Annotated in this window: 14 protein-coding genes; 4 read left to right on the top strand and 10 right to left on the bottom strand. The window is 62.7% G+C overall.

Annotated elements, in window-relative coordinates; all coding sequences use genetic code 11:
• Positions 1-141 precede the first annotated feature (141 nt).
• The 8 genes from CO667_RS01105 to CO667_RS01070 all read right to left on the bottom strand — a co-directional run bounded on the left by CO667_RS01105 (position 142) and on the right by CO667_RS01070 (position 11,314).
• On the bottom strand, positions 142-1,287 hold the full coding sequence (locus tag CO667_RS01105) for a glycosyltransferase (RefSeq protein ID WP_097616885.1): 1,146 nt from the start codon (positions 1,285-1,287) through the stop codon (positions 142-144).
• Complete coding sequence (locus CO667_RS01100) at positions 1,284-2,531, bottom strand: glycosyltransferase (RefSeq protein ID WP_097616525.1); 1,248 nt, start codon at positions 2,529-2,531, stop codon at positions 1,284-1,286. Before CO667_RS01100 ends, CO667_RS01105 begins: the two co-directional genes overlap by 4 nt.
• Positions 2,532-2,540: 9 nt before the next feature.
• On the bottom strand, positions 2,541-3,749 hold the full coding sequence (locus CO667_RS01095; protein WP_097616524.1) for a glycosyltransferase family protein: 1,209 nt from the start codon (positions 3,747-3,749) through the stop codon (positions 2,541-2,543).
• 96 nt (positions 3,750-3,845) lie between these two features.
• On the bottom strand, positions 3,846-5,018 hold the full coding sequence (locus CO667_RS01090; RefSeq protein WP_179874032.1) for an ABC transporter permease: 1,173 nt from the start codon (positions 5,016-5,018) through the stop codon (positions 3,846-3,848).
• The gene (locus CO667_RS01085; RefSeq protein WP_097616523.1) at positions 5,018-6,016 is read right to left on the bottom strand and encodes an ABC transporter permease; all 999 of its coding nucleotides are present in this window, start codon (positions 6,014-6,016) and stop codon (positions 5,018-5,020) included. Before CO667_RS01085 ends, CO667_RS01090 begins: the two co-directional genes overlap by 1 nt.
• A gap of 3 nt (positions 6,017-6,019) precedes the next feature.
• Positions 6,020-7,927 (bottom strand): ABC transporter substrate-binding protein, encoded by a 1,908-nt coding sequence (locus tag CO667_RS01080; protein ID WP_097616522.1) that lies wholly within the window; start codon positions 7,925-7,927, stop codon positions 6,020-6,022.
• Positions 7,927-9,816: an ABC transporter ATP-binding protein gene (locus CO667_RS01075; RefSeq protein WP_097616521.1), complete on the bottom strand. Its 1,890-nt coding sequence runs from the start codon at positions 9,814-9,816 to the stop codon at positions 7,927-7,929. The genes CO667_RS01080 and CO667_RS01075 overlap by 1 nt, the downstream gene beginning before the upstream one ends.
• A gap of 154 nt (positions 9,817-9,970) precedes the next feature.
• Positions 9,971-11,314 carry an adenylate/guanylate cyclase domain-containing protein gene (locus CO667_RS01070; RefSeq protein WP_097616520.1) on the bottom strand — a complete coding sequence of 448 codons (1,344 nt, stop codon included), beginning with the start codon at positions 11,312-11,314 and terminating at the stop codon, positions 9,971-9,973.
• Between the two features lie 617 nt (positions 11,315-11,931).
• Between CO667_RS01070 and CO667_RS01065 the strand changes: the two genes are divergently transcribed.
• From CO667_RS01065 to CO667_RS01055, 3 genes are all read left to right on the top strand, one after another.
• Positions 11,932-13,269: a nucleotide sugar dehydrogenase gene (locus tag CO667_RS01065; RefSeq protein ID WP_097616519.1), complete on the top strand. Its 1,338-nt coding sequence runs from the start codon at positions 11,932-11,934 to the stop codon at positions 13,267-13,269.
• Between the two features lie 79 nt (positions 13,270-13,348).
• Positions 13,349-13,600 carry a type II toxin-antitoxin system prevent-host-death family antitoxin gene (locus CO667_RS01060; protein ID WP_097616518.1) on the top strand — a complete coding sequence of 84 codons (252 nt, stop codon included), beginning with the start codon at positions 13,349-13,351 and terminating at the stop codon, positions 13,598-13,600.
• A 1-nt stretch (position 13,601) separates the two neighbouring features.
• Positions 13,602-13,874: a Txe/YoeB family addiction module toxin gene (locus CO667_RS01055; protein WP_097616517.1), complete on the top strand. Its 273-nt coding sequence runs from the start codon at positions 13,602-13,604 to the stop codon at positions 13,872-13,874.
• A 24-nt stretch (positions 13,875-13,898) separates the two neighbouring features.
• On the opposite strand, the gene CO667_RS01050 is transcribed toward CO667_RS01055, so the two are convergent.
• Entirely contained in the window at positions 13,899-15,071 is a 1,173-nt protein-coding gene (locus tag CO667_RS01050; protein ID WP_097616516.1) for a DUF3095 domain-containing protein, read from the bottom strand.
• A gap of 123 nt (positions 15,072-15,194) precedes the next feature.
• On the opposite strand from CO667_RS01050, the gene CO667_RS01045 reads away from it, so the two are divergent.
• Positions 15,195-15,674 (top strand): class I SAM-dependent methyltransferase, encoded by a 480-nt coding sequence (locus CO667_RS01045; RefSeq protein WP_097616515.1) that lies wholly within the window; start codon positions 15,195-15,197, stop codon positions 15,672-15,674.
• A gap of 33 nt (positions 15,675-15,707) precedes the next feature.
• On the opposite strand, the gene CO667_RS01040 is transcribed toward CO667_RS01045, so the two are convergent.
• Entirely contained in the window at positions 15,708-17,498 is a 1,791-nt protein-coding gene (locus CO667_RS01040; RefSeq protein ID WP_097616514.1) for an ABC transporter ATP-binding protein, read from the bottom strand.
• Positions 17,499-17,598: the final 100 nt, after the last annotated feature.

Raw genomic sequence — 17,598 nt, 5'->3', positions numbered from 1 at the left:
CGGGGGCCGGGATGGGGAGAAATCTTGAGAACAGGACCATGCAGCCGGACCGCCGATATCGCAATGAAAACAAGGCGAAGCGACCGGCTGCAGACATGCCGATTCTCGCCGGAACAATGTTTATATCACAGGAATTTTGGATTAGGCGAGGGATTCGGCAATCATGGAGCGAATGATGCCGGCGGTTTTCTCCGCCCCGTCGAGATCGAGCAAGACCGGCTTGCGCCGCGGTGCGGCGAGCGCCTTTTCGACGGCCTCCTTCACATGGCCCGGCGTCAGTCCCGTTTCCGGCAGAATCTCGGCGAGATCAAGCGCTTGCAGCCGTTCGGCGCGCACCGTCTGCTCGGTCTCGCCGCCGGCGACAAAGGGGATAAGGATCGCCCGGCATTCGCTGCGCAGGAGATCGCCGACCGTGTTGTAGCCGGCCTGCGAGATCGAGACCTTGGCAGCGCGCAGCAGCGAGGGAAAATCCTTGCGGAAGCGCACCAGCGTCACATTTGGAGGGGCGTCTTGCGACAGGGCGGTAAAATCCGCCTCCGGCAGGTTCGGGCCCGATATCAGCAGCCAGCGCAGATCGGCGGGCAGCAGCGCCGCCGCCTCTTTCGCCGCGCCGATCAGCGCGGCGCCGACGGCACCGCCGCCCGCCGATGCGATGATGTCGAAGGTCTCGGTCGGTTCCGGCGCCGGCGGGGCTGCGACGAGGCCGGTATAACGCAGCCTGTCGGAGATATCAGACGTCAGCGGGAAGGTGTCCTCAAGCCTGATGAAGCCGGGATCGCCGTGGACGAGCACCGCATCGAAATGCTCCTTGACCAGCGTGGCGGTCTCCGCGTCGCGGCCGGCCTTGCGGTTTTCCTGCAGGATGTCGCGCACCGAGCTTAACAGTTTCGGCCGCGGTTCGGCCTTGTCGATTGCTGCAAGCAGGGGCAGCAGTTCGAAGCGCATCTGCCGCCGGCCGAAGGGGAAGGCTTCGATGATGACGACATCGGGCCTTGCGGCATGAAAGGCGTCGAGCAGCAGATCGCGGCGGGCATGGAGGAAATCCTCGCCCACTGGCCGGCCATCGGCGTCGGCGAGGCCGGAGAAACCGGCATTGCTGGCAACGACCGCCGGCAGGGCCACGGTCTTCACGCCCTCGCCGGGAAAACCCGGCACCGGCAGGCCGCCGGTCACCACCGTGACGTCGAAGCCGTCCTTGACAAGCGCATTGGCGATGCGGCTGGCGCGGGCGATATGGCCGATGCCGAGCAGGTGCTGGACATAGAAGAAGATACGCGGTGCCGTCATGACGCCTTCTGCCATTCGGCCTCGAACAGGCCGGCGAGCTGTCTGATGCTGGAGTGATAGTCGAAATGTTCGCGCACCTGATTTTCGGCGGCGTCGCCGAGCCGCTTGCGCAGTGCCGGGTCGCGGATCGCCGTTTCCAGCGCTTGGGCAAGCCGCGCCGGATCTTCCGGCGGCACGACGAGGCCGTTTTCGCCGTCCTTCAGCAGTTCCGGCACGCCGGATACTTCGGTCGAAAGGCAGACGAGCCGTTGGCTCGAGGCTTCCACAAGCACGTTCGGCAACCCGTCGCGGTCGCCGTTGGCGGCGATGCGGCAGGCGAGCGCGAAGAGGTCGGCTCGGCGGTAGTGATCGAGCACCTCTTCCTGCGCCAGGGCGCCCTTCCAGACGATGCGGTTGGCAAGGCCAAGTTCGCTCGCCAGGACTTTCAGTTTCGCAAGTTCCTCGCCGCCGCCAATATGGTCCATGCGCCAGTGGAGGTCGGCAGGCAGCAGCGCCAGCGCCCTGAGCAGCACGTCATAGCCCTTCTTCTCGACCGCACGGCCGACGCTGAGGATGAAGGCCGGGTCATCGGGGTCGCTGCCGGTGCGGTCCGACCGCTTGCCGGAGAAATGGCCGAAGCGGGCGAGATCGAGACCGTGATAACTCAGATGCACGGCGTCCTTGCGCGAGGTCAGCGCCCGCATGTGCTCGTAGCCGGTCCTGGTGCAGGTAACCGCCCAGCGGGCGCTGCCAAGCTTTTCGTGCAGCTCCCAGTCGGGTGATGTCCAGATGTCCTTGGCGTGCGCCGAGCAGGTCCAGGGCGTGCCGGTGAGGATGCTCGCATATTCCGTCACCGAGGCCGGCGTGTGGATGAAATGGGCATGCAGCCATTGCCCGCCATCCGGCCATTCGCGCCCCAGCACCAGCGCCTGGCCGAGACGGCGGAAGCGGTTGCGGGAGAAGTCGCGCTTGAGGTCGGCAAAGAAGCGTTTGATCAGCGGCTTGAAGCCGGGTTTGGAGAAACCGGCGATCAGGCCTTTCAGCACCCGGATCGGTTCCTCGTGCAGATATTCCGGCAGATAGACGACACGCGCTCGGATCTCGTCATGCACGGGATGGCGCTTCTTGTCGGTCGGCCGGCGCATCGAAATCAGCGTGAGGTCGAAGCCGGCCTTCTCGAGACCGAGCAGCTCCTGGGCGATGAAGGTCTCCGAAAGGCGGGGATAGCCTTTCAGCACGACTAGGATCTTGCGGCGTGGCGGCAAGGCTGTGCCCTATTCCGCGCCGACGAGGGAGAGGTGGCTGCCGCGGCCGTCGATCCATCGGCCGACGGTCTGGGAGATGTGGTCCAGCCCTTCGAGATGCATATTGCTGCCGCTCTTCGACGGCGGCAGGCGGGAGGGCAGGCGCTTCAGCGCCTCGGCCATAACAGTCGGATCGGCCGATTGGTCCGGCAGCAGCATATCGACAAGGCCGAGCGCGCTTGCCCGCTGGGCCCGCAGCAGCTGTTCCTCGCGCGGCTTGACGCGCGGCACGATGAGCGCCGGCTTGTCGAAAGAGAGGATTTCGCAATAGGTGTTGTAGCCGCCCATGGCGACGACGCCGGTGGCGCCGTCGATCAGCTCTTCCATGTGGTTGTCGAACTCGATCACCTCGATATAGGGAATGGCGTCGCCCTTCTGTACCAGCTTGGCGCGCTCGGCGGCCGGCATATAGGGCCCGAGCACGACGAGCGCCTTCTGCGTCAGCGTCGGATCGGCCTCGTAGGCATTCATCACGTCGTGGACGAGATCGGAGCCGTCGCCGCCGCCGCCTGTCGTGACCAGCAGGTAATTATCCTTGCGGGCATTGATCGAGGTCTTGCCCTTGGAGACGCTGCGCTGCAGGAAGCCGACGAAATCCATCTTCCGGCGCAGGCTGGCCGGCACGTCGAGACCGATAAGCGGGTCGTAGAAGTCAGGCGGACCATAGACCCAGACGCTGTCGTAATATTGGTCGATCTTCTGCATGATGCCGTTCTTCTTCCACTCGGCCTCGAGCAGATGCGGCGCGTCCATGATCTCGCGCAGGCCGAGCACCAGCACGGTGCCGCGGGCCTTGAGATAGGCGAGCGTATCCTCGACCTCGCCCTTCAGCCCCATCGGCTCCTTGTCGACGATGAAAATATCGGGCTGGAAGGTCTCGGCCGTGTGGCGGATGCTCGATTCGCGCATCTTCAGCGTCTCGTGCAGGTCGATGTGGCTGGCGAGCGACGTATATTCGCCGTTGCGCAGCTTGATGACGCTCGGGATCTTCACGAAGTCGACGCGGGCGCGGTAGTCGAAGGCGCCGGCGATCGTGGCGCCCGAAATGATCAGGATGTTGAGGCCGCGATAATCTTCGACCAGCGCATGGGCGATGGCGCGACAGCGTCTGAGGTGGCCGAGACCGAAGGTGTCGTGACTGTACATGAGGATGCGTGCATCTTCGAGACGTCTGGACATGGGTGTTCCTTCTGGGGTGAGCAACATAGTTAGTACCCCCACCGTCCGGAGGCCAAGACGTGGGGGCGGTGCCGCAAGGCGCTGCCGAACTTCCTGCTATTTGTAGGGATCTGCCGCATCACGCAAGCCGTCTCCCAGAAAGTTGAACGCCAAAATGACAAGAACAACAGGAATGATCGGATAGAGCAGCCAAGGATAAAAGGCGATGACGCTGACGCTTTTTGCTTCGGTCAGCAGAATTCCCCAGCTGGTGATCGGCGGGCGAAGGCCGAGGCCGAGGAAGGAGAGCGCGGTCTCGCCGAGGATCATGCCGGGGATCGAAATCGTCGCCGAAGCAATGAGATGCGACATGAAACCCGGCACCAGATGCCGGCCGATGATGCGCGGTGTGCTGGCGCCCATCAGCTGTGCGGCCTGGACGTAATCTTCCTCGCGCAGCGCCAGCAGCTTGGAGCGCACGGCACGTGCCAGCCCCGTCCAGTCGATGATGCCGAGGATGACGGTGATGCCGAAATAAATGACGATCGGGCTCCAGGTCACCGGCATGATGGCGGCGAGCGCCATCCACAGCGGCAGGCTCGGCAGCGATTGCAGCACTTCGATCAGGCGCTGGACGATGAGATCGAAAACGCCGCCCCGATAACCGGCAAGGCCGCCGATGACGATGCCGAGCACGAAGCTGATCGAAATGCCGATCAGACCGATCGTCAGCGATATCCGCGCACCGTAGAGGATGCGCGAGAGCACATCGCGGCCGAGCCGGTCGGTGCCGAGCAGGAACATCTGGCCGCCGATCGCCGGGCAGACGAGATGATAGTTCGAGGCGGCAAAGCCCCAGAATTTATAGGCATCGCCGCGGCAGAAGAAACGGATCGGCTGCACGTCGTTCGGCCTGTCGCTATAGACGCGGTGCAGCGTGTCGAGATCGAGCGTCATGCTGCGGCCGTAGACGAACGGACCGACGAAATTGCCCTTGTCGAAGAAATGGATGCTCTGCGGCGGCGCATGGATGAAATCGACGTTGCGCGTGTGCAGCCCGTAGGGCGCCAGGAATTCGACGATCAGGATCATCAGGTAGACGGCGGCGAGAAAGATGCCGGAGATCAAGGCCAGCCTGTGCTGCTTGAACTTCCACCACATCAGCTGCTTCTGCGAGGCGAGATGGATGCGCGATTGCGCCGCCGTCATGGTCTCGGTCGCGAGCGGATCGAAAGGAGCGGTGGAGACGTAATGCGGCAGCGGCGCGCCGGGTGCGGGAAGGGGCGACATTATTTGGTGCTCCTGCCTTGCAGACGGATGCGGGGATCGAGGAAGCCGAGGGCGATGTCGGAGATCAGCACGCCGATGACGTTGAGGAAGGCCAGGAACATCAGGAAGGAACCGGCGAGATACATGTCCTGGCTCTGCAGCGCCTTGATGAGCATCGGCCCCGTCGTCTCCAGCGACAGCACGATCGCGACGATTTCGGCGCCTGATATGATCGACGGCAGGATCGAGCCGATATCGGCGACGAAGAAGTTGAGCGCCATGCGCAGCGGATATTTGAGCAGCGCCCGCATCGGATGCAGGCCCTTGGCGCGGGCGGTCGTCACATATTGCTTCTGCATCTCGTCGAGCAGGTTGGCGCGCAGCCGCCGGATCATGCCGGCCGTGCCGGCCGTGCCGACGATGATCACGGGGATCCATAGGTGAGAGAGGATCGACCGCGCCTTCTCCCAGCTCATCGGCGCCGAGATATATTGCTGGTCCATCAGATGGCCGATCGAGATGCCGAACCAGATATTGGCGAAGTACATCAGGATCAGTGCCAGCATGAAGTTCGGAATGGCGATGCCGAGCAGGCCGAGGAAGGTCAGCCCGTAATCGCTCCAGCTATACTGGTGCGTGGCCGAATAGATGCCGATCGGAAAGGCGATCAGCCAGGTGAGCAGGATGGTCGTGAAGGAGACGAGGATCGTCAGCCACAGGCGCTCGCCGACCACGTCGGAAACCGGCAGCTGGTATTCGAAGGAATAGCCGAAATCGCCGTGCAGCATGCCGCCGACCCAATAGAAATAGCGCACGATCTCCGGCTTGTCGAAGCCGTATTGCTGGCGCATCTCCTCGATTTCCTGGAGGTTGGCGGTTTCGCCGGAGGCGCGCAGCTCGGCGATCTGGCTCTCGAAGAAATCGCCCGGCGGCAGCTCGATGATGGTGAAAACCAGCGCCGAAATGACGAAGAGCGTCGGCACCATGGCGGCGATGCGCCAGAGAATGTATCTGAGCACGCCTCAGGCCTCCTTGTACCAGAATGCATCCGGCATGTAGATGCCGAGATAGGAGGTGGGATCGAAGCCGTAGAGGGCTTTCTCCGGCAGGTTCTGCAGCTTGGCGGCGCGAAGGATCGGCTGCAGCGTGCTGTTGATCAGGCCGATCGAGAACACCTGCTGCGTATAGAGCGACAGCATCTTGTGCCATATCACCTGGCGCTCCTCGAATTTCGCCGTCGAGCCCCATTGCTTGAGAAGATCGACCAGTTCGGCGGCCTCCGGCAGATCGGGTGCGACGCCCTCCTGGCCGGCCGAGAGATAATGCATGCCCCAGAGCGGCCATTGCAGCTGATCGTCGAGCGTCGGCGCCAGCCCGGCGGGCGACATGTCGGCCGTCGGCACGCCATTGTCGAGGCCGTACCAGATCGACATCATGATCGAGCCGCTCATGGCGCGGTTGCGGAAGACGTCGCGCTGCGAGGTGCGGGTATAGAGCGCAAGGCCGATATTGGCCCAGTGGTCGTGCACCAACTCCAGCACATCGGTATCGAGATTGCTCTCGCCGGCGGTTTCGACGGTGATCTCGGCGCGTCGCCCGTCCGGCAGCAGCCGGATGCCGTCACTGCCGCGCTTCACCAGGCCGAGTTCGTCGAGCAGGCGGTTGGCCTCGTCGGCATCGAACTTGACGAAGGCATCGGCGTATTCCTGCTTGAACAGCGGGCTGTCGGGCAGGACGGTATCGGCGCTCGGCGTGCCCAAGCCGTAGAAGGCGACCATGTTGATCTCGTGCCGGTCGATCGCCAGCGACAAGGCGCGGCGCAGCCGCACGTCGCGGAAAAGGCCGCGCCACACCTCGTCGGCGCAATTGAGGTTCGGCAAGAGCGTGATGCGCGAGCCGCGCGCGACCTTCCAGAGATTGACCTTCACCGGGAAGCGCTTCTCGGCTTCCTTCAGGAAGGTGTAGTCGTTGAAATCGATGCCGGTCGCCTGCAGGTCGGCCTCGCCGGCACCCGCCTTGGCGGCGATGATCGACGAGGAGGAGACGTTGAGGATGAACCGGTCGAGATAGGGCAGCTGCCGGCCGGTCTCGTCGACGCGGTGGAAGAACGGATTGCGCTCGAAGACGAACTGCTCGGCCGGCAGGGCCGTCGTGTTGCGCCAGGGATCGAGCGTCGGCAGGTTGGGGTTTTCCGGCCGGTAGGAGCGGGCCATCTTGATGTGCAGATCCTGCCATTTCTTGACACGGTTGGCCTGCATCATCTGTTCCATCTTCGCCTGGTCGGGCTGGAACTTCTTATGGAACTGCTTGAGATAATGCGCCGGCCCGACGATGACGAGCGGGATGGGGCCGGCCAGCGTCGGCAGGAACATCGGGTTGGGTTTTTCCCAGCTGTAGCGCACCGTCAGCGGATCGAGCACCTCGAAGCGCGGCAGGCTGCCGTGCGGGCGAAGCTCCAGCGCGCCGCCGCCCGGCGTCAGCTTGTCGTTCAGGATGACGTCTTCCCACCAGTAGCGGAAATCGTCGGCCGTGAACGGCTCACCGTCGGACCATTTGTGGCCCTCGCGCAGCGTGAAGGTGAAGACCGTGTCGTCCTCGGACTGGAACCCGGCCAGGATGTCCGGCTGGAACTGCAGATGCTTGTCGTAGCCGACCAGGCGGGCATAGCCGTAGATCGTCATGAAGCGGATGTCGCGCTGGCTGCCGATGATGGTGCGCACGGTGCCGCCATAGCTGCCGGGTTCGAGCCCCATCTCCTTCAAATTGACGATGCGCGGGCGGACGGGAATGCGTTCGGCCATAGGCGGCAGGCTGCCTGAGGTCAGCCGCTCCTTCAGGAATTCCGGCTCACCGGCCTGTTGGGCCCGAAGCACCGCCGGCGCGATCGCCGCACCGACGAGGCCGCCCAGGAATGTGCGACGCGTCACCATCAACGCAACTCCTTGGCATCGGCGCCCTTGCGGGCGCGCACCAGATGGCCGTCGCCGAGATCGGCATAGGCAAGCTCGGAAGCGTCGTCATGCTCGGCGGTGAAGGTTTTGCCCCAGTTCTGCTTGTCGGCGGCGCCGTTTTCCCTGAGCGCCTTGAAATCGAGCGGCCGATCGAGATCGGGGAAGGGGACGGCGGCGAGCAGCGATTTCGTATAGGGGTGCACCGGATCGCGCAGGATGATCTCGCGCGGCGCGATCTCGACGATGCGGCCCTTGCACATGACAGCGATGCGGTCGGCCATGTAATCGACGACGGCGAGATTGTGCGAAATGAAGAGATAGGTCAGCCCCAGCTCCCTTTGCAGGTCCTTCAACAGGTTGAGGATCTGCGCCTGGACGGAGACGTCGAGGGCCGAGACCGGCTCGTCGAGGATGACGAGCTTCGGCCCGAGCGCCAGCGCTCGGGCGATGCCGATGCGCTGCCGCTGGCCGCCGGAAAAACTGTGTGGGTAACGGCTGAGGTAACGCTTGTCGAGGCCGATCGCCGCCATCAAGCCTTCGACCTTGCGCTTGTGCTCGTCGCTGTCGCCGCGGTCGTGGATCTCCAGGGGTTCGCTGAGGATATTGCGCACCGTCATACGCGGTGAGAGCGAGGAGACCGGATCCTGAAACACCATCTGGATCTTGGTGCGCATATCCTGCAGGGCCTCGCCGCGCACCGACAGCACGTCGATCACGTCCTTGCCGTCGTTGAACACCACCGCGCCGCTGTCGGGTGTTACGGCGCGCATCAGGATCTTGCTGAGCGTCGTCTTGCCGCAGCCGGATTCGCCGACGAGGCCCAGACATTCGCCGCGGCGGATGTCGAAGCTGACGTCGTCGACGGCGTGCACGACCGCGGCTTCCTGCTTGCCGAGGAAACTGCGTTTGCGTGTCTTGTAGGTCTTCGAGAGATTGGCGACCGAAAGCAGGACGCCCGGCGCTTCCGCCTGGAGCAGTTTCTTCTTGCCGACGAGGGTCTCGAGATTGACCGGCACGTCGCGCAGCGCCTTCAGCCGCTCGCCGGGCTTCATGTCGAAATGCGGAACGGCGGCCATCAGGGCCTTGAGATAGGGATGCTGCGGATTGCGGAATATATCCTCGACCGGCCCGGCTTCCATGATCTCGCCGTGATAGATGACGACCACCTCGTCGGCCATGTTGGCGACGATGCCGAGATCGTGGGTGATGAGCAGCATCGCCATGCCGAGCTTGGCCTGCAGATCGCGCAGCAATTCCAGGATCTGTGCCTGGATCGTCACGTCGAGCGCCGTCGTCGGCTCGTCGGCGATCAGCAGCGCCGGCTTGCAGATCAGCGCCATGGCGATCATCGCGCGCTGGCGCATGCCGCCGGACAGTTCGAACGGATACATGTCGTAGGTGCGGCGTGGATTGGAGAAGCCGACCAGGCCGAGCATCTCCTCGGTCTTTTCGCGGGCTTCCTGCTTGTCGGCTTCGGTATGGATCAGCAACGCTTCGCTGATCTGGTTGCCGACCGTATGCAGCGGCGACAGCGAGGTCATCGGCTCCTGGAAGATCGTCGCCATGCGCTTGCCGCGCAGATCGCGCATTTCCTCGCTGTCGCGCGGAAAGGACAGGATATCGGTCGTGCTGCCGTCGAGCGGATCGGTGAAAAGGATGCTGCCCGAGGCCTTGGCCGGATTGGGCAGAATGCCCATGATCGACTGGCTGATCACCGATTTTCCCGAGCCGGATTCACCGACGAGAGCGGTGACCTTGCCCGGAAGAATGCGAAGATTGGCTTCCTTTACGACGCGTAGCCGGTCACCGAAAACCGAGAAGGAGACGTCGAGATTTTCAATACGCAACAGATCCGCTGCAGACGCCATACCAATGAAATTCCCCAGTCTTCTATGTTCCCGTTAAGGCACACTATCGTACCGCAAACAGGGTGTCTAGCTGATGACAATCATGGATAAACCAGCATGTCCCGCCGAAGTTCCCCGGGCGAGACGCGCAGATTATGACAGGGGTTGTAAGCTCTTACTGGATGAATTTCTCCATGCTGGTGCGCTTGACCTGATTCTTGGCGTCGCGATGCAGAAGAATGACCTGCTCGGCTTCGGACAGTCCGTTCTGCACGGCCTCGCGGAAGCTCTCGTCGACGTTGATCGCCGGCGCTGGCGCGCGCGGCTGCAGCACGGTCACCTTCTGGCGGATGCCGCGCAGCTTTTCTTCGCCGAGCGTTGTCCATTCGCCACCACAATAGCCGGCGAAGGCCTGGCTGGCGACGACCTCGCGGCCGTATTTCTTGGTCAGGATCTGCAGACGTTGCACTTCATTGACCGCGGAGCCGAAGGCGGAGAAGGTCAGGCGGTCCTTGAGGCCGACATTGCCGAACATAACGTTGCCGACATGCAGGCCGATGCCGTAGCCGACCCTGGTCAGGCCCTTCTGCTCGCGGTCCCTGTTGAGTTCGGCGACCCGCACCTGGGCCTGATGGACGGCCGAAAGAGCCGCCTCGCAGGCAATTTTCGATGGGTCCTTGTGGCGTCCGCAAGGATAGACGGCGAGGAAGCCGTCGCCGAGGAAACTCAGGATCTCGCCGCCGTTACGGTTGAAAGGGGCGGCGATCGCGTCGAAGAACTGGTTCAGCGTGTCGATATAGGCCTGCCGGCCTTCCTTTTCGGCATACATGGTGGATTCGCGCATGTCGCCCATGACGAGGGCCGCGCGGATCGTCTCACCGTCGCCGCGGCGGATCTGGCCGTTCAGCACCCGCTTGCCGGCGTCGCCGCCGAGATAGGTGGTCAGCATGTTGTTGGCGAGCTTGCCGAGCACCGCCATCTTGGCGGCAACCGCCAGATGGTTCTGCATCCGGAGCAGCGCATCGATCATGTCGTCGGAAAAGCCGGTGTTATGGTCGGTTGACCAGGAGCCCATCATGCCCTGCACCGAGCCGTCGCCGAAGGGCTGCACGAAGGCGAGGTAATCGGTAATCTTGTCCTTGCGCAGGTCCTCGAAGATCGGGAATTCGGCCGGGCCTTCCTGCATCAGCCGGCGGCGGATGTGCTGCAGATTGTTGTCGAGCAGGTAATAATAGGGGCTCTGCAGGAAGCGGTCCGGTTTTTGCCCGGCCGGCATGCGGAAGCCCTCGATGGTGACGCCGCTGGCCCGCCGCCAGGTGAAGCTCAGCGCGTCATAGAGCGGATGCAGCATCGAAAAAGAAAGATGCACGCGCGCCAGCGGCAGGCCCGCAGCGGTGAGCCTTTCGCAGAAACCGCGCACGATGTTTTCAAGCTCGTCTCCGGCCAGCGAAGAGTTCGTCAGCCATTCAGCGACCCGGTCCAACAGGATGGAGGACACGCTGGATTCGATCGTGCTCATTCTCGGTATGATCCTCATAGGCACGCCATCCCCAAGAGAAAAAATCCCCTCGGCCGGCACATTATCATGCGCAGGTCACAAGGAAATCAGGATGTACGAGCGGTATTATTTGTCAACGATCTGCCGAGAGCCCGGCAGCGGCGCCCCTCATCTCCCCGGCGGGGGATCGGACGGGAAGTCCTTTCTCGGTGGTTCATTATCAAAAGTCAAAATAGGGATGCTGCAAATGCGAAACAATGGGATGTGGAATTTTTTGTGCGCTCAAGTTGCAGCGAAGAGGTGGGCCGAGTCATTTCGGCCACACCTGCTTCGACGGTGAATTTGACAAAAACACGCCCCACTCTCCGTCATCCCAGGCCTTGAGCCTGGGATCCATGCCCGCTCCCGATGGAGATTGGTGTGGATCCTCGGGTCAAGCCCCGGAGGGTGGGGTGACTTCTGGAGCCAGGAGAGCGAGGAATACGGGCGCAGCTGCGATTTTCACGTGGACTTCTCTGCCATAAGGGCAAACCGGACAGCAGCATCGCCAGTAATAAGAGGAAGACCCACGCCCGGGTTTAATTCCACGCGATCATGCATTAGATCAGCTTCCCCTGTTCCGTTTGAAAGATCCCGCCTTGGCCACCTCCACCTTCGACACGCTTCTGCAGAAGATCGAAACCCGCACGGCGCGCGCCGGCATCATCGGGCTCGGTTATGTCGGCCTGCCGCTGGCGATTGCGGTGGCGCGCAGCGGTTTTGCGGTTACCGGCTTCGACATCGATCCGGGGAAGATGGTGGCGCTCGATGCCCGCCGCTCCTATATCGACGCCGTCAGCGACGCGGCGCTGGCCGTTGAGATCGATGCGGGACGCTTCGAGGCGACGACCGATTTCGCCGGTCTTGCCGCCTGCGACGTCATCATCATCTGCGTGCCGACGCCGCTCACCAAACATCGCGATCCCGATCTTTCCTTCGTCGAGGCGACGTCGCGCTCGATCGCCGCGCATTTGCGCCCCGGTCAGCTCGTCGTGCTGGAATCGACCACCTATCCCGGCACCACCGATGATATCGTCAAGGTCATCCTCGAAGGCACCGGGTTGAAATCCGGCGCAGATTTCTTCGTCGGCTTCTCGCCGGAGCGCGAGGATCCCGGCAACCAGCATTATCACACAGCCACCATCCCGAAGGTCGTCGCCGGCGACGGCGTCGAGGCGCTGGCGCTGATGAAGAGCTTTTACGGTGCCGCAGTGTCGACCGTCGTGCCAGTCTCCTCGAATGCGACGGCCGAGGCCGTAAAACTCACCGAAAACATCTTCCGGTCGGTCAACATCGCCCTCGTCAACGAGTTGAAGACCGTCTATGCGGCGATGGGCATCGACGTCTGGGAAGTGATCGATGCGGCCAAGACCAAGCCTTTCGGCTACATGCCCTTCTATCCCGGCCCCGGCCTCGGCGGCCATTGCATCCCGATCGATCCCTTCTACCTCACCTGGAAATCGCGCGAATACGAGCTGCCGACCCGCTTCATCGAACTGGCCGGCGAGATCAATTCGGCGATGCCGCGTTATGTCGTCGGCAAGCTCGCCGAAGCGCTCGATATCCGCGCCGGCAAGGCGCTGAGCCGCAGCCGGGTGCTGGTCCTCGGGCTTGCCTACAAGAAGAACGTCGCCGATATAAGAGAGAGCCCGTCGCTGCGGCTGATCGAGATTATCGAGGAACGCGGCGGACGGGCGGATTATCACGATCCCTTCGTCGCCGAGATCCCGCCGACGCGTGAATACCAGGCGCTGAAGGGGCGCAAGTCGGTGGCGCTGACGCCGGAGGCGGTGGCGGGCTACGATGCCGTGCTGGTCGCGACCGATCATGACAGGGTCGATTATCCGGCATTGGCAAGAAGCGCGGCGCTGATCATCGACACTCGCAACGTCTTCAACCGGCTCGGCCTCTCGGCCAGTCACATCGTCAAGGCCTGATGGAAACGCAACTGCGTATTTGACTTTCAAGGAATCTGTACGTATATCTGTACGCTGGATAGCGGAGAAAGGATGCTCGATGGCACATGTTCGTTTGACCGAATTCCGGCAGAACATCGCAACCTATTTCGATCAGGTCCTGTCTTCGCGGGCTCCTCTGCTCGTGACCCGTCAAGGTTCGGAAGCGATGGTCTTGATCGCCGAAAGCGAGTACGAGAGCATGCAAGAGACATTGCACCTGCTCTCGACGCCTGCCAATTCTGCCCGGTTACGCGAGAGCATCGGGCAGCTTCGTAATGGGCAGACGATAGAGAACGATCCAACTCTCTGACATGAAGTTGCTCTGGACCCCGAATTCTTGGGAAGAATACGAATACTGGCAGAAAACTGACCAGAAGATGGTCGAGAAAATCAACGAGTTGCTCAGGGATACAAAAAGGTCGCCCTTCAAAGGTCTTGGCAAGCCAGAGCCGCTCAAGGGCGATCTCTCCGGTTTTTGGTCACGGCGCATTCTGGGAGAGCATCGGCTCGTGTATTGCGTCACAGGCAAGGGTTCCAACCAGCAGTTGGAAATCATCCAGTGCCGATTTCATTATGAAAAATAGGTATACCGCCGCTCGTCTCTGCGCCTAAAGCACAGACGCTGTCGAAAGCGATTTGCCGGTCATCCGGCTGGCAGCCACGGCATAACCGCCTGATGCGCCATCGATGAAATGCATGTGGTCGCGCGAGACCGGCGTCGGCACGAAGCAGGTCATCAGCGCCGAGGCCTGGCGATGCAGACCGTAGCGGGCAATGCCTCCGGCCTGTGCGCGCTCCAGCAGCGTCTCGATCCGTTTCAGGTGTTCGGCATCGACATCGACCGTCATCTTCAGCCCGTCGTCGAACTTGCGGAAATCGGAATTGCCGGCGACGTCGCGCTTGTAGCGGCGCGCATCGAAGCGGCCGAGAGGAACGCCGAGCCGGTAGCACACCACCGTGATGGCAAGCTGCAGGAAGATGAAGAGCTTCTGCCGCAATCGCCGGCCGGCCGGTGCGGTGGCCTTGGCCTCGCGATTGATGCCGTGCAGCGAGAAGGCCAGCTCCGGGCCGTCGGCCGGCACCGGGTGGCTGTCGCGGCTCTGTTCGGTGGTGATGGCGACGATGCCGTTGACTAGGGCGCGGAATTCTTCGCCCGGCCGGCCTTCACCGGGAACGGCGATGATCGAGACGATCTCGCCATTCCTCGCGTCGATCGGGCTCCAGCGGCAGGAAAGGCCGGCGAGATCGGGGCGGGTTCCGGGGGCAGCGCGCTCAACGCCGTAATGGCCGAGCTTCATCTGTCTTTCGGCCCAGCTGGTGCCGCCGCCCCAGAACATCGCATAGGTGACATGGGGGCTTGCGGAATAACGCGCGACGCGGACGTCGAGGCCCTCGGCGCGGCTATCGGCGACCGGAACGATGGCGATGCGCAGCATCAGGCCGAGATCCTCCTCGACCCAGACCTGCACGGCGGCGAGTGCATCGCGCGCCGCCTTCTCAAGCGAGCCGGGAAGCGCGATCAGCGCGCCGTCGCCGCCGAAGACGAAGGGATAGTCGCCCTTGCCGACGGCATTCAGCACCGCGGAAATGACGCTGGCGCCGGCCATGTTGACGTCCTTGTAACGGCCGCCGGCGATCGCCTGCGTCGAGCCGACGATATCGGCGAGCGCCAGCACCCATCCCGCAGGCAGCGGCCGATAGTTGGCGGCATCGGTCACGCCCTCGAATGCGCTGAAGAGCGGCACGGCGGCAAAGAAATCTTCGTCGGTCACGGTTGTCATGTCATCCAGCTTAGCACAGACACATGTTGCCACTGCAACGCCATTTCCCATTTACGGCAATCGACTTGGCAAGGTTTCAGTGTTAGCACGCGCTCAATGATTTTCATGACGGATACGGAATAGATGAGCCGCCTCGACAGCTTCATTCGCCGGTTGACGGCTCAACGCGACATTCTGAACTCCATTACCGATCTGGTCGAAGAAATCGAAGGACCGGTGCTGGAGTTCGGCCTCGGCAACGGCCGCACCTATGACCATCTGCGCGAGAATTTCCCCGGCCGGCGCATCGTCGCCTTCGACTGGGAGGTCCGCTCCTATTCGGCCTCGACGCCCGCGGCAGAAGACATGGTGACCGGCAATATCCGTGAGTCCGGCCAGGCCTTTATCGGCATCGGCGCAGCGCTCGCCCATGCCGATATCGGCACCGGCCATGACGAGATCGACGCGCTGACGCTGACCTGGCTGCCGCAGCTGATGGCCGGCGTGCTCGCCCAAAACGGCATCGCCGTCAGCGGCCTGCCGCTGGAGCATCCGGAACTGGTGGCGTTGCCGCTGCCTGACGGGATTAAGGAAGGCCGTTATTTCCTCTATCGCAGGACGTAATACGCCAGAGCATCAGCCCTGGCGTATTCCCGTTCACGCCACCAGACCCTTGGTCAGTTCCAGCGCCTGCCGTTCGAACAGCCGGCGGTAGATGCCGTTGTTAAGCCGGATCAGCGCCTGGTGGTCGCCTTCTTCGACAATGTTTCCCTTGTCGAAGACCAGCAGCCGGTCCAGCGCCCTGACCGTCGACAGCCGGTGCGCGATGACAAGCGTGGTGCGGCCGGTCATCAGGCGTTCCATCGCCTGCTGGATCTGAACTTCGCTCTCGCTGTCGAGGCTCGACGTCGCCTCGTCGAGGATCAGCACCGGCGCATCGGCGAGGAAAGCCCGGGCAATGGCGACACGCTGCCGCTCGCCGCCCGACAGTTTGACGCCGCGCTCTCCCACCATCGTCTCATAGCCTTTGGGAAGGTCCATGATGAAGTCGTGGGCGCTTGCCTGTTTCGCCGCCTGCTCGATCTCGCGGCGCGAGGCGTTCGGCCTGCCATAGGCGATGTTCTCAGCCAGCGTACGGTGGAACAGGATGGGCTCCTGCTGCACGATGGCGATCTGGCCGCGCAGGCTGGATTGCCGGACCCCTGATATATCCTGCCCGTCGATGCGGATTACGCCCGACGTCACGTCGTGGAGGCGCTGGATGAGCTTGACGAAAGTCGTCTTGCCCGAGCCCGAATGCCCCACCAGCCCCACGCGCTCGCCCGGCTTGATGGTGACGGAAAAGTCCTCATAAAGCGGGGTGGGATGCGCGCCATATTGGAAGGTGACGCGATCGAAGACGATCTCGCCCTCATCAATCCTGATCGGCGTGGCGTTCGGCCTGTCCTCGATGCCGAGCGGCATCTTGTCGAGCAGCACCAGTTCTTCCATGTCGTTGACGGCCCGCTGCAGATTGCGGATGTCCTGGCCGACATTGCGCAGATAGCCTTGCAGAACGAAGAACATGGCCAGCACGAAGGTAATGTCGCCAGCCGTCGCCAGCCCTTGCCGCCACATGACCAGGCCCGTTCCCAGAATGCCGGCCTGCATGGAAACCATCATGAAGCCCTGGATCGTGCCGCTCGCTGTGCCGCGCTTCCATGTCCGCCGCGTGCGGCTGTCCCATTTGGCCAGCACGTGGCGCAGGCGCGCCTCTTCGCGGTTTTCGGCGCCGAAGGCTTTGACCACCGCATTGCAGCTGATGGCATCCGCCAGCGCACCGCCGAGCTTGGTGTCCCAGGCATTGGCAAGCCGTGCCGCGGGCGACACGAAACCCATGGAAAGCGCCACGGTCACGCCGATATAGATCAGCGATCCCAGAGCCACGATCAGGCCCATGACCGGCCAGTAGCTGCCGAGCACGATACTGGCGCCGACCAGCATGACGATGGAGGGCAAAAGGGCGACCAGCAGCAGGTCGTTGAGCGAGTCCAGCGCCCACATGCCGCGGGTGATCTTGCGCACCGTCGAACCGGCAAAGCTGTTGGCGTGCCAGTCGGTCGAGAACCGCTGCACCTTGTGGAAGCCGTTATTGACCACGTCCGCCATGGTGCGCAGCGTCAGCCGGATAATGCCGTTGAAGATGAACCAGCGCAGCGCCACGCTGGTCATGCCCAGAGCCACGACGACGACGAAGGCGCTGAGCGCATCATCAGCCGCATTGCCGCCGGCGATGGCATCGACGATCCGGCCCGAGAACACCGGCACCATGACTTCGGCGAGCGTACTTGATATCACCAGCACGACGATCAGGCCCACCAAACCAGGCCGATGGCGCCAATGTTGAAAAACAAAGCCGAGCACGTTGCGATAGGCGTCGGCGCGGAAATCGAGCTTCTTGCGAGTCATTTTAACCAGCCCGGCCCGTCTTTCGGCAACCGGTCCTCAAAATCGAGAGTTAGACGGCACAGCCCGAGCGGGAGACGAAATGATCCCGTCGGATCAATCG

The sequence above is a fragment of the Rhizobium sp. L43 genome (assembly GCF_002531725.1).
Classification (GTDB): Bacteria; Pseudomonadota; Alphaproteobacteria; order Rhizobiales; family Rhizobiaceae; genus Rhizobium.
The sequence above is the reverse complement of the archived record's forward strand: the minus strand, read 5'-3'. Positions and strand labels throughout refer to the sequence as shown.

Excerpts from the sequence above, each read along its gene's own strand:
- CO667_RS01055 (WP_097616517.1), top strand. The coding sequence starts at position 13,602 with ATGAAGTTGCTCTGGACCCCGAATTCTTGGGAAGAATACGAATACTGG.
- CO667_RS01040 (WP_097616514.1), bottom strand. The coding sequence starts at position 17,498 with ATGACTCGCAAGAAGCTCGATTTCCGCGCCGACGCCTATCGCAACGTG.
- CO667_RS01045 (WP_097616515.1), top strand. The coding sequence starts at position 15,195 with ATGAGCCGCCTCGACAGCTTCATTCGCCGGTTGACGGCTCAACGCGAC.
- CO667_RS01105 (WP_097616885.1), bottom strand. The coding sequence starts at position 1,287 with ATGACGGCACCGCGTATCTTCTTCTATGTCCAGCACCTGCTCGGCATC.
- CO667_RS01080 (WP_097616522.1), bottom strand. The coding sequence starts at position 7,927 with ATGGTGACGCGTCGCACATTCCTGGGCGGCCTCGTCGGTGCGGCGATC.
- CO667_RS01060 (WP_097616518.1), top strand. The coding sequence starts at position 13,349 with ATGGCACATGTTCGTTTGACCGAATTCCGGCAGAACATCGCAACCTAT.
- CO667_RS01070 (WP_097616520.1), bottom strand. The coding sequence starts at position 11,314 with ATGAGCACGATCGAATCCAGCGTGTCCTCCATCCTGTTGGACCGGGTC.
- CO667_RS01095 (WP_097616524.1), bottom strand. The coding sequence starts at position 3,749 with ATGTCCAGACGTCTCGAAGATGCACGCATCCTCATGTACAGTCACGAC.
- CO667_RS01050 (WP_097616516.1), bottom strand. The coding sequence starts at position 15,071 with ATGACAACCGTGACCGACGAAGATTTCTTTGCCGCCGTGCCGCTCTTC.
- CO667_RS01075 (WP_097616521.1), bottom strand. The coding sequence starts at position 9,816 with ATGGCGTCTGCAGCGGATCTGTTGCGTATTGAAAATCTCGACGTCTCC.
- CO667_RS01090 (WP_179874032.1), bottom strand. The coding sequence starts at position 5,018 with ATGTCGCCCCTTCCCGCACCCGGCGCGCCGCTGCCGCATTACGTCTCC.